Below are 11941 nucleotides of genomic sequence, written 5' to 3'. Positions count from 1 at the left end.
GCCCCGGTGTCGCACGAGATTAGTCTGAGTTTTTGGTCACAGGCTTGTCGATGTTTCATGATATTCGCAAAATACCTGTAATACTGAATATTTACGATAACAACTTGCTAACAAGGCGGTGGAGGAGAACGTGGTGAAAGGTGTCGTTTCCATAATGCTGGTGCTGCTCCTTGCGGGCTGCAGCGAGACCGTTTCCCCGCCGGCGCAAAAAGCGCAGCGCGCGCGTATTACCCCGCAAACCACGCTCAATATGGCGCAGCTTTGCAAGGACCAGGCCGCTATCCGCTATAACACGCAAACGCAGTTAGTTGACGTGAACCATTTTGAACAATTCCAGGCAAGCTATGAGCTTTCGGGCCGTACCGGCAAGAATGAACGTTTCATCTGTTCCTTTGACCCGGACGGCCAGTTTATGCATCTTTCGATGCGCTGAATCGACCCCACCTGGCGTAAATTTCGTCCGTTTTCCTGAAACTACGCCGTTTCGTACTGTATATCTCGCAGCCAGCGGGTATACTGACTCCTTCCTTTAAATCCACACGTATCCAGCACGAAATCATATGCAAAAGTTTGATACCAGGACCTTCCAGGGCCTGATCCTGACCTTACAGGATTACTGGGCTCGTCAGGGCTGCACCATTGTTCAACCACTGGACATGGAAGTCGGCGCCGGCACCTCTCACCCGATGACCTGCCTGCGCGCGTTAGGGCCGGAGCCGATGGCGACCGCCTACGTACAGCCTTCCCGTCGTCCAACCGATGGCCGCTATGGCGAAAACCCGAACCGTTTACAGCATTACTATCAGTTCCAGGTGGTGATTAAGCCTTCTCCGGACAACATCCAGGAGCTGTACCTCGGGTCGCTGAAAGAGCTGGGTATGGACCCGACCATTCACGACATTCGCTTCGTCGAAGACAACTGGGAAAACCCGACGCTGGGAGCCTGGGGTCTGGGTTGGGAAGTGTGGCTCAACGGCATGGAAGTGACGCAGTTCACCTACTTCCAGCAGGTGGGCGGCCTGGAGTGTAAGCCGGTGACCGGCGAGATCACCTACGGTCTGGAGCGTCTGGCGATGTACATCCAGGGCGTCGACAGCGTCTACGACCTGGTCTGGAGCGACGGCCCGCTGGGGAAAACCACCTACGGCGACGTGTTCCACCAGAACGAAGTGGAGCAGTCCACCTATAACTTCGAATACGCCGACGTCGATTTCCTCTTCTCCTGCTTCGAGCAGTATGAGAAAGAGGCCCAGCAGCTGCTGGCGCTGGAGACCCCGCTGCCGCTGCCGGCCTACGAGCGTATTCTGAAAGCGGCTCACAGCTTCAACCTGCTGGATGCGCGTAAAGCCATCTCCGTCACCGAGCGTCAGCGCTATATCCTGCGCATTCGCACCCTGACGAAAGCAGTGGCGGAAGCGTACTACGCTTCCCGTGAAGCGCTCGGCTTCCCGATGTGCAACAAGAATAAATAAGAGGCGGCCATGTCTGAGAATACTTTTCTGGTGGAAATCGGCACTGAAGAGCTGCCACCAAAAGCGCTGCGCAGCCTGGCGGAATCTTTTGCTGCGAACGTGACCGCAGAGCTGGATAACGCCGGCCTCGCGCACGGTAAAGTGGAATGGTTTGCCGCTCCGCGTCGTCTGGCGCTGAAGGTAGCCAACCTGGCGGCGGCGCAGGCCGATCGCGAAGTGGAAAAACGCGGCCCGGCCGTTGCCCAGGCGTTCGATGCCGAAGGCAAGCCAAGCAAAGCGGCCGAAGGCTGGGCGCGCGGCTGCGGTATCACCGTCGATCAGGCCGAACGTCTGACCACGGACAAAGGCGAGTGGCTGCTGTATCGCGCCCATGTAAAGGGCGAAAGCACTGAAGCCCTGCTGCCGAACATGATTGCCAGCTCGCTGGCGAAGCTGCCGATCCCGAAACTGATGCGCTGGGGCGCGTCTGACGTCCACTTCGTGCGCCCGGTTCACACCGTCACGCTGCTGCTGGGTGACAAAGTGATCCCGGCTACTATCCTCGGTATTCCGTCCGATCGCGTGATCCGCGGCCATCGCTTTATGGGCGAGCCGGAATTCACCATCGACCATGCCGACCAGTACCCGCAGATCCTGCTGGAACGCGGTAAAGTCATCGCCGATTACGAACAGCGTAAAGCCAAAATCAAAGCCGATGCGGAAGAAGCGGCGCGTAAGATTGGCGGTAAAGCCGATCTGAGCGAAAGCCTGCTGGAAGAAGTCACCTCGCTGGTGGAATGGCCGGTGGTGCTGACGGCGAAGTTCGAAGAAAAATTCCTCGCGGTGCCGTCTGAAGCGCTGGTTTACACCATGAAGGGCGACCAGAAGTACTTCCCGGTCTACGACAACGCCGGTAAGCTGCTGCCGAACTTTATCTTCGTCGCTAACATCGAGTCGAAAGATCCGCAGCAGATCATCTCCGGTAACGAGAAGGTAGTCCGTCCGCGTCTGGCCGATGCCGAGTTCTTCTTCAACACCGACCGTAAAAAACGTCTGGAAGACAACCTGCCGCGTCTGGAAACCGTGCTGTTCCAGCAGCAGCTGGGGACGTTGCGCGACAAGACCGATCGCATTCAGGCGCTGGCGGGCTGGATTGCCGAGCAGATTGGCGCTGACGTGAACCACGCGACCCGCGCGGGCCTGCTGTCCAAGTGCGACCTGATGACCAACATGGTCTTCGAGTTCACCGACACCCAGGGCGTGATGGGGATGCACTACGCGCGCCATGATGGCGAAGCGGAAGATGTGGCCGTGGCGCTGAACGAACAGTATCAGCCGCGCTTTGCCGGCGACGCGCTGCCGTCTAACCCGGTGGCCTGCGCGGTGGCGATTGCCGATAAGATGGATACCCTGGCGGGTATCTTCGGTATCGGCCAGCACCCGAAAGGCGATAAAGACCCGTTTGCGCTGCGCCGCGCCGCGCTGGGCGTCCTGCGTATTATCGTCGAGAAGAACCTGAATCTCGATCTGCAAACGCTGACTGAAGAGGCGGTGCGTCTGTACGGTGAGAAGCTGACCAACGCCAACGTGGTCGATGACGTGATCGACTTTATGCTGGGCCGTTTCCGCGCCTGGTATCAGGACGAAGGCTACGGTGTCGACACTATCCAGGCGGTACTGGCGCGTCGTCCAACCCGCCCGGCGGATTTCGATGCGCGTATGAAGGCGGTATCGCACTTCCGTACTCTGGAAGAGTCCTCCGCGCTGGCGGCGGCGAACAAGCGTGTCTCCAACATCCTGGCGAAATCCGACGAAACGCTGAACGACATCGTTCACGCTTCGGTGCTGAAAGAAGCGGCGGAAATTAAGCTGGCGGGCAATCTGGTGGTGCTGCGCGACAAGCTGCAGCCGTACTTCGCCGCAGGCCGCTATCAGGATGCGCTGATTGAGCTGGCCGCCCTGCGCGAGCCGGTGGATGAGTTCTTCGAGAACGTGATGGTTAACGCTGAAGACAAAGATGTTCGCATCAACCGTCTGACGCTGCTGTCCAAACTGCGCGAGCTGTTCCTGCAGGTAGCGGATATTTCTCTGCTGCAGTAAGCGTATCGGAAATAATAAAAGACCTGCCTCAGGGCAGGTTTTTTTATACGTGAAATATAAATAGGTGAACCGCTAATAATTCTGTCATTGATATCTTCATTATTTTCATTCATCGATAAGAAATGTTTAGGAATATATAAAAATAATTCCGCGAGGTATTTACGCTAGAATGGCGGCGGGTGCTTGAGACTGTGTGTCTCAGGTATTCAGCGGGAGGCAGACAGAGAAAAGCCCCACCTGATAGTAATCAAAGTGAGGCTCCCCTATGCATGAACACCATAAGAGTAGCCTCTTACTTGTTGAAAATCAACACGGGAGGCGAGGAATGCCGCAAAAGTATCTGTTGTTTGGCTTAGTAGTGATTTGCTTCACTATTTTATTATTGACCTGGATGGTTCGTGATTCGCTATGTGAATTACAGATCAGGCAGGGAAATATTGAGCTGGTGGCATTCTTAGCCTGTGATATTAAACAGTAAGAGCATCTGGTGGGGATCTATCCCCACCATGCTTGCGGTGTCAGGTATTCTCAATGCACCCTTTCATTGTTCACCAAATAAATCCTTTGCCTCCTGATATCAGGAGGCCTTTTTATTTTTACACGGCCGTTGAATTAAACGGGCTTGAAATTCATAGCGGAGTGTGGCTATCCTATGCCCCGACGAATCCCTCGTCTCACTGGAGCGCGCCCCACAAATGAACAAACACGACTGATGAATTTCACGCCTTACCTCGCAGATGTTGCGGGTAGGGGAGTATTGATTTCATTCAGGAGTGCTTATGGCTCATTGCGCCCACATCCCCGCTTTTGTTTTACATCAGGTCACCTGTCAGTTTGCGACGGGACAGACCCTGTTTGGTCCGCTAAATTTATCGCTGGAACCGACCCTTTGCGGTCTGGTCGGCCGGAACGGCGTCGGTAAGACGCGCCTGCTGCGCCTGCTGGCGGGCCTTGATTCTCCTGCCGGCGGCCATATCGAGCGCGCCGCCGCCGTGGCCTGGGTGGCGCAGCAGCCGACGCTCACGCCGGAGACCACCCTCGCCGCGCTTCTCGGCTATGCACCGGTATTTGACGCCTTGTTCCGCCTGGAACAGGGTAATGGACTGGCCGACGATTTCGAGCTATTGGATGGCCACTGGGATCTCACCGATCGCCTGAGTTTAGCTTTCCGTGAAGCCGATCTCCCGCCGTTCTCTGCCGATCGCCCCGCTTTTTCACTCAGCGGCGGCGAGCGGATGAAGGCTCTGCTGTGCGGCGCCTTTGTCTCCGGCGCCGATTATCTGCTGCTGGATGAGCCTACCAACCATCTGGACCGCCAGGGGCGGGAGTGGCTCTATCACCAGCTGGAAAGCTGGCAGGGCGGGGCTCTGATCGCCAGCCACGACCGCGAGCTGCTGACGCGGATGCCGAGGATTATTGAGCTGACGCCGACGGCGCTGCGCAGCTACGGCGGCAACTATGCTGAATATCAGCGGCAGCGTGAGGCGGAGCAGCAGGCCGCACGCGCGGCGCTGGAGCATGCCGTGACCGAACGACGGCGCACCCGCGCGCGAATGCAAAAGGAGCATGACGCCGCCCAGCGGCGCTCGGCGCAGACGCTGCGTACCGTTGATACCCTGAATATCGCCTCTTTTGAACGTGTGAAGTACAAAGGCGCGGCAAAAGAGCGTCCGGGAACGCTGCGCCGTCAGCATCGTGAACAGAACAGCAGTCTGAATGGCGCCGTGCAGCAGGCGCGAGAGCGGGTGGAAGAGGATACGCCGGTGATGTTCACCCTGCCGGGCAGCGAAGTGGCCGCCGGCAAGCAGGTGCTGGTGGTGGAGTCATTACAGCTCGACCATGCACCGGCTGCGCCGCTGGACTGGCGCGTGGATGGTCCGATGCGCATCGCGCTGCGGGGGCCGAACGGCTGTGGCAAAACCACTTTGCTGAAAACGCTGCTGGGGCTGGAGCAGGCCGCCTCAGGCGATGTCCGGCTGTCGGTGAGCGCCGCTTACCTCGATCAACATCTGACGCAGCTGGATCTGTCGTTATCGGTCATGGCGCACCTGAGCCTGGAAGATACCCCGCTGGATGAGGGCCTCCTGCGCACCCGCCTGGCGCAGCTGCAGCTGGGCGCGGATAAGGTCACTCTGCCGCTGTCGGCGCTCAGCGGCGGCGAACGCCTGAAAGCGGCCCTGGCCTGCGTACTCTGGCGACGCGATCCGGCCCAGCTGCTGTTGTTGGATGAGCCGACCAACCATCTCGATTTAGCATCGACGCAGGCTATTGAAAGCGCGCTGGCGGCGTTTCCCGGCGCGATGCTGGTGGTGTCGCATGATGAGGCGTTTTTACAAGGTCTGAGGCTGACCCATAGTCTGGCGTGGGAGGAAACGGGCTGGCGCTATACCCGGCTCTGAATGCCCAACAGCCGCCATCGTAAGCTGGCGGCTGTTGGCGACAGATAAAAAAAATCCCCGCCAGCAGGCAGGGATTCTTGATTCTTAGCGGCTTGAACTTACAGAGAAGTTACGTTGCCAGCTGCCGGGCCTTTAGCGCCGCTTTCGATGGTGAAGGAGACTTTCTGACCTTCATCCAGGGATTTGTAGCCATCGTTCTGGATAGCAGAGAAGTGTACGAACACGTCTTTAGAGCCATCGTCAGGAGTGATGAAGCCGAAGCCTTTGTCAGCGTTGAACCATTTTACGATACCAGTCATTTTACCGGACATAGTGAATTACCTTTAAAAAAATAAGTGAGCCTTGCGGCGTAGCGGTCTGGACTACAGATTTAAAGCGATAAAGGGAAAGTTCACTACGGGGGTATCTTTGGATAACCTTAGAAGGACTGCTCTATTCGACTGCTCTGTGGTCTGTACATCAAACCTGCGAGCATTAACGCACGTTCAGCACCTGATAGCAAACTTTTTTTACGGTGCAGCGGTAAAAGCTCCCTTGCTGGCCCTTACCGCTGCGCTCGGGATTAATCGAGTAACTGCCTTGAAAGCTGCGGGTTGGCCTGAATCAGGCGCATTAATTTTAGCTCAGTGGGGGACGGTCTTACCCGTCTCGATTCCCACTCTCTTACCATAGCGACGCTCACGCCCATGGCGTTGGCGAAGTCGTCAATCTTAAGTCCAGTGCCTTTACGCAGCTGTTCAAATTCACTAAACACAGTGGACTTACGGTTTGAGGTAAGTGTCTGATTATCGTCCTTAAAAACGATGTGTTCCAGGCTGCTCAGCAGTTCAAACACGGGATCTTTATATTCCATTGAGAACTCCTTTTATCACACAGCGGAAGAGATTTTTCTAAAGCTCTTTAAGAATAGTCAGAAAAAAGCATCAAGGATGGTAACGCCCGTGATTATTTGCCAGCAGGTTATCGAATCAGCCCCAATAGCCGAACGGCAGCGGTGCCTAAGAGCATGATTACTAATACGATGGAGTGGCTTCGAAAATTTTTGTAAACGGATAAGAAAAAAGCGGCAAAGCCGGCGCGGGACGCCGGCTTGTCGATCAGGCTTTCTGCAGACCTCTCGCGTCCTCTGTCGCCGCCGGCGCTGATTTACTGACCCGATATTTAATCAGCAGCGCGATGGCTGACAGGAATGCCGGGATAGCCAGCAGGGTGAAAATGGTCTCAAACGAGAGCTGGGCTTGCATCAGGAAGGCGCCGCTGAACGCGCCAAGGATCCCGCCGAAGCGGCCAATGCCCAGCATCCAGGCCACGCCGGTGGCGCGCCCTTGTGTCGGGTAGAAGCCTGCCGCCAGCGCCGGCATCGACGACTGCGCGCCGTTCATAATACTGCCGGCGATAAACACCATCACCCCCATCAGCGCCAGGCTGCTGGTAGAGAAGCCCACCAGACAGACGAAAACGCCGGTCAGCAGCCAGCCGACGGCCACCACCTTATTGGGATTGATCTTGTCCATCAGAGCGCCGAGGATCAGCACGCCAATTCCACCGCCGAGTGGGAACAAGGCGGTGATAATAGAGGCCTGACTCATCGATGCGCCGGTCTCGCGGATTAGCAGCGGCAGCCAGCTGGTCAGGAGATAGAAAATCAGCAGGCCCATAAAGTAGGTCAGGCACAGCATCACGGTACCCACTGCGTAGCGTGGGGAGAAAATGACGCCTATGGCCGACTTCTCTTTCACCTGGCCTGCTTCGTGCAGCTCAAACTCCACCGTCTCCGGCAGCGGCGCGATACGCCGCAGGATGGCGGCAATGCGCTGCGCCGGCTGACGCTTCACCACCAGATAGCGGGCGGACTCCGGCAGCAGGAAAATTAATGCTACCGCCAGCAGGAGAGGCATCACGCCGCCCAATACCAGCACGCTCTGCCAGCCATAGTGCGGGATCATCCAGGCGGATAAAAAGCCGCCCAGCGACGAGCCCATCGGAAAGCCGACAAACATCAGGTTCACCAGCAGCGCCCGACGGCGCTCCGGCGCATATTCGCTCATTAGCGTCGCGGCATTGGGCATCGCCGCGCCGAGGCCCAGGCCGGTCAGGAAGCGCAGCAGCGTCAGATGGTTAAGGCTGGTGGCAAAGGCGGTGAGCAGGCTGAATCCTCCGAACACCACGATCGACATAATCAGCACTTTCTTGCGGCCGATACGGTCAGCCAGTGGTCCCGCGGTTAACGCGCCGACCGCCAGGCCAACCAGCGCGGCGCTCATCACCGGGCCGAGGGCTGATTTTTCCACGCCCCATTCCTGGACCAGGTCGGAGGCGATGAATCCGATGATCGCGGTGTCGAACCCGTCCATCGCGACGGTGATGAAGCAGAGCGCGAGGATCATCCACTGGTAGCGGGTGAAGGGGTGCTCGTTGATAAAGGCCTGAATGTCGATGGTTGTCTTAGTCATACGGCTTTCCTGGCAGACTGAGCGAGGGACAGAGGTTTGTTATTATCGTCGCCTTCGCGTCGTTGAGATTGATTTGTGCGATAATCGAACGCATCGCCGTTAATCGCTCATTCATCAAATCATTGAAGCGCTGACCAGGCAATCCGGGTGGGCGCCAAAGCGTGCGATTATCGTCCGCTTCAGGGCGCGGCGTTGGGCAGTGGATTATAAATTTCAAAAATATCAATCAGTTAATTGATATTCATCGGTCTAATTTGAAGCGCATATTTGTGATGCGCATAACAGACGCGCCAGGCGACGGCAGCGGCGTGCGGAATGGCGTTTTTCCTGCGTAAGATTAGCAGTAAAGGGTATCCTGCGAGGCCGAGCTGGACTATCCTTGTCAGCGTCTGGCACGTGTGTGTCTTTGTGCGCTTTTTTTGGCTGAAAGGAGTAAAAAAATGGCGACAGGAAAGTCCTGCTCTCGCTGGTTTGCGGCTATGGCGGCCTTATTAATGGTGGTTAGCCTGAGTGGGTGTTTTGATAAAGAAGGCGATCAGCGCAAAGCGTTTATCGACTTCCTGCAGAATACGGCGATGCGTAGCGGTGAACGACTGCCGACGCTGACCGCCGATCAGAAAAAACAGTTTGGGCCGTTTGTCTCTGACTACGCGGTGATCTACGGCTACTCGCAGCAGGTGAGCCAGGCGATGGACGCTGGTCTGCGCCCGGTAGTGGACAGCGTCAATGCGATCCGCGTTCCGCAGGACTATATGACCCAGCGCGAGCCGCTGCGTCAGGCGAACGGCGCGCTGGGCGTGCTCAGCCAGCAGCTGCAGAATGCCAAAATGCAGGCCGATGCCGCGCATGGCGCGCTGAAGCAGGCGGACGATCTCAAGCCGGTCTTCGATCAGGTTTACGCCAAGGTGGTGACGGCGCCAGCCGACGCGCTGCAGCCGCTGATCCCGGCCGCGCAGATCTTTACCCAGCAGCTGGTTCAGGTGGGGGATTTTGTCGCCCAGCAGGGAACCCAGGTGAGCTTTGTGGCCAACGGCATTCAATTCCCGACTTCCCAGCAGGCTAGTCAGTACAATGCGCTGATTGGGCCGCTGGCGGCGCAGCATCAGGCGTTTAATCAGGCATGGACGGCGGCGGTGAACGCGACCCGCTAATGCCCTGTCTGGCTGACGTGAGCTGCGGCGAACGGGCTGGATAACGGACAGAATGCAAAAAAGAACCCGGGGAGGGCGATTGCCGCCGCTACCCGGGTTTTTTTATGGCTTATTTTACCTGCGGATTGACGCAGTTTTTTTCGACCTTGCCGTTCAGGGCGTCGATCAGGTTATCCACCGCGCAGGCCGCCATGTTGTAGCGCGTCTCATGGGTGGCGGAGCCGATATGCGGCAGCGCGACGACGTTCGGCAGGCTCAGCAGCGGCGAATCTTTAGCCAGCGGCTCGTGCTCGAAGACATCAAGGCCGGCAGCGTGAATGTCACCCGCCTGCAGGGCGGCGATCAGCGCCTGCTCGTCGACCACCGGGCCGCGCCCGGCGTTAATAAAGATGGCGGAAGATTTCATTTTGGCGAACTGCGCCTGGCCGAACAGATGATGGGTCTCTTCGCTCAGGGGCAGGATCAGGCAGACAAAATCGGCTTCCTGCAGCAGGGTATCAAGATCGCAATAGCGTGCGTTGAAACGTTCCTCCGCCTGCGGATGCTGGCGGCGCGCGTTATACAGGATCGGCATGCCGAACCCGAAGTGGGCGCGCTGCGCCAGCGCCATGCCGATGCGGCCCATGCCGACGATACCTAAGGTTTTATGGTGTACGTCGGTACCGAACCAGTCTGGCCCAATGCTCTTCGTCCATTCGCCCGCTTTAACGCGCTCCGCCACTTCCACCACCCGGCGGGCGGTGCTCAGCACCAGCGCCATGATCGTGTCGGCGACGGTTTCGGTCAGCACGGTCGGAGTATGCATCAGCAGCACCCGGCGGGCGTTCAGCGCCTCGACGTCGAAGTTGTCATAACCAACGGATACGGTGGAGGTCGCACGCAGCTTCGGCATCTTCTCCAGCAGCGCGGCGTCAACCTTTTCGCTGGAGCCCAGCAGGCCTTCAGCCTGGGCAAAGGCCTCAGCGTGCTGCGAAACGGTCTCCGGCCGCAGGTTTTTCACCTGAGTGACGGAAAAGTGCTCCTCCAGACGCTGTAGCAGGTCGTCGGGAAGCGTTTTATAGAGAATGACAGACGGCTTCATGCGAATCTCCGTAGTGTGAGTCGTTCAGGCGTGATGAGCGCCAAGTGGAAGGTTTTGATTATTAGCAGGCTTAACAATCAAAGTCAGCCATACTGAGGCGAAAAGCGCCACCCCCATAAAAATATAGGAAGCTGCTGGGCTGCCGGTGGCACCGTTCAGGTAGCCGACAAACCACGAGCCGCAGAAGGAGCCCAGGGCGCCCATGCTGTTGATCAGCGCCATGGCGCCACCGGCGACGTTGCGTGGCAGCATTTCCGGAATAATGGCGAAGAAGGGGCCGTAAGGCGCATACATTGCCGCACCAGCCACCACCAGCAAGGTGTAAGAGACCCAGAAGTGGTTGGCGCCGACCGCCCAAGAGCCGATGAAGGCCAGTCCGCCAATCAGCAGCAGCGGCCAGACGAACAGCTTACGGTTCTGCATTTTATCGGAGGCCCAGGAGACCACGATCATGGCGATAGTCGCCGCCAGGTATGGGACCGAGGAGAGCCAGCCCACTTCCACCATCCCCATATTTTCGCCGCCGCTGCGGATAATCGACGGCAGCCACAGTACAAAGCCGTACACGCCGATGCTCCAGGCAAAGTACTGGGCGCAGAGCAGGATCACGTTGCGGGAGCGGAAGGCCTCGCCATAGTTACGCACCGCTTTGATGCCCTGCTGCTCACGATCCAATTGTTCCTGCAGCGCGGCTTTTTCACTCTCCGCCAGCCAGGATACCTGCGATGGTTTATCTTTCACCAGCACCCACCAACAGAAGGCCCAGATCACCGCCGGCACCCCTTCGATGATAAACATTTCCCGCCAGCCGAAGGCCTGAATCAGGTAGCCGGAGACCACCGACATCCACAGGACCGTCACCGGGTTGCCGAGGATCAGGAAGGTATTGGCCCGCGAGCGCTCGGATTTGGTGAACCAGTTGCTGATATAGATCAGCATCGCCGGCATCACCGCCGCTTCGACGACGCCGAGAATAAAGCGAATGGCCGCCAGCGCCGGGATATTATGCACAATCCCGGTCAGGGAGGCGCAGCCGCCCCACAGGATCAGGCAGATAAAGATCAGTTTGCGAACGCTGCGGCGCTCTGCATAAATAGCGCCGGGGATCTGAAAGAAGAAGTAGCCAAGGAAGAACAGCGCCCCCAGCAGGGAAGAGATCCCTTTGGTGATGCCCAGGTCTTCGGTAATGCCTGCCGCGGAGGCGAAGCTGAAGTTGGCGCGGTCGAGGTACGCCAGGCTATACGTGATAAACACGATAGGCATGATGTACCACCAGCGTTTCGTTGCATTTGTTGAGCTATTCATA

The 11941-nt window shown here is 57.6% G+C and carries 11 protein-coding genes; 6 read left to right on the top strand and 5 right to left on the bottom strand.

Going from position 1 to position 11941, the window contains the following annotated elements:
• The first annotated feature begins 133 nt into the window (after positions 1 to 133).
• The 5 genes from GQR96_RS23735 to GQR96_RS23715 all read left to right on the top strand — a co-directional run bounded on the left by GQR96_RS23735 (position 134) and on the right by GQR96_RS23715 (position 5950).
• Positions 134 to 433 carry a YsaB family lipoprotein gene (locus GQR96_RS23735; protein WP_025999219.1) on the top strand — a complete coding sequence of 100 codons (300 nt, stop codon included), beginning with the start codon at positions 134 to 136 and terminating at the stop codon, positions 431 to 433.
• Positions 434 to 560: 127 nt separating this feature from the next.
• Positions 561 to 1472 (top strand): glycine--tRNA ligase subunit alpha, encoded by a 912-nt coding sequence (gene glyQ, locus GQR96_RS23730; RefSeq protein WP_004205014.1) that lies wholly within the window; start codon positions 561 to 563, stop codon positions 1470 to 1472.
• A gap of 9 nt (positions 1473 to 1481) precedes the next feature.
• The gene (glyS, locus tag GQR96_RS23725) at positions 1482 to 3551 is read left to right on the top strand and encodes a glycine--tRNA ligase subunit beta (protein ID WP_004205013.1); all 2070 of its coding nucleotides are present in this window, start codon (positions 1482 to 1484) and stop codon (positions 3549 to 3551) included.
• A gap of 325 nt (positions 3552 to 3876) precedes the next feature.
• The gene (gene hokA, locus GQR96_RS23720; RefSeq protein ID WP_004205012.1) at positions 3877 to 4029 is read left to right on the top strand and encodes a type I toxin-antitoxin system toxin HokA; all 153 of its coding nucleotides are present in this window, start codon (positions 3877 to 3879) and stop codon (positions 4027 to 4029) included.
• 301 nt (positions 4030 to 4330) lie between these two features.
• A complete protein-coding gene (locus GQR96_RS23715) occupies positions 4331 to 5950 on the top strand; it encodes an ATP-binding cassette domain-containing protein (protein WP_065903776.1) in 1620 nt (539 codons plus the stop codon).
• A gap of 98 nt (positions 5951 to 6048) precedes the next feature.
• Here GQR96_RS23715 and cspA read toward each other — a convergent pair whose 3' ends face one another.
• From cspA to GQR96_RS23700, 3 genes are all read right to left on the bottom strand, one after another.
• Positions 6049 to 6261: a transcription antiterminator/RNA stability regulator CspE gene (cspA, locus tag GQR96_RS23710; protein ID WP_000014594.1), complete on the bottom strand. Its 213-nt coding sequence runs from the start codon at positions 6259 to 6261 to the stop codon at positions 6049 to 6051.
• Between the two features lie 251 nt (positions 6262 to 6512).
• Positions 6513 to 6803 carry an HTH-type transcriptional regulator gene (locus tag GQR96_RS23705; protein WP_004205010.1) on the bottom strand — a complete coding sequence of 97 codons (291 nt, stop codon included), beginning with the start codon at positions 6801 to 6803 and terminating at the stop codon, positions 6513 to 6515.
• A 244-nt stretch (positions 6804 to 7047) separates the two neighbouring features.
• On the bottom strand, positions 7048 to 8403 hold the full coding sequence (locus tag GQR96_RS23700; protein ID WP_065903780.1) for an MFS transporter: 1356 nt from the start codon (positions 8401 to 8403) through the stop codon (positions 7048 to 7050).
• 440 nt (positions 8404 to 8843) lie between these two features.
• Between GQR96_RS23700 and GQR96_RS23695 the strand changes: the two genes are divergently transcribed.
• A complete protein-coding gene (locus GQR96_RS23695; protein WP_002921929.1) occupies positions 8844 to 9554 on the top strand; it encodes a DUF3053 domain-containing protein in 711 nt (236 codons plus the stop codon).
• A gap of 109 nt (positions 9555 to 9663) precedes the next feature.
• Here the strand turns inward: GQR96_RS23695 and ghrB are convergent, their stop codons facing one another.
• On the bottom strand, positions 9664 to 10635 hold the full coding sequence (gene ghrB / locus GQR96_RS23690; RefSeq protein ID WP_017900020.1) for a glyoxylate/hydroxypyruvate reductase GhrB: 972 nt from the start codon (positions 10633 to 10635) through the stop codon (positions 9664 to 9666).
• Positions 10636 to 10659: 24 nt separating this feature from the next.
• On the bottom strand, positions 10660 to 11940 hold the full coding sequence (locus GQR96_RS23685) for an MFS transporter (RefSeq protein WP_004205006.1): 1281 nt from the start codon (positions 11938 to 11940) through the stop codon (positions 10660 to 10662).
• Between the last annotated feature and the right edge of the window lies 1 nt (position 11941).

Origin of the sequence: Klebsiella sp. PCX, assembly GCF_021869705.1 — a bacterium.
Taxonomy (GTDB): Bacteria; Pseudomonadota; Gammaproteobacteria; order Enterobacterales; family Enterobacteriaceae; genus Klebsiella; species Klebsiella quasipneumoniae.
Note: the sequence above shows the minus strand (reverse complement) of the source record. Positions and strands in the feature narration are given on the sequence as shown.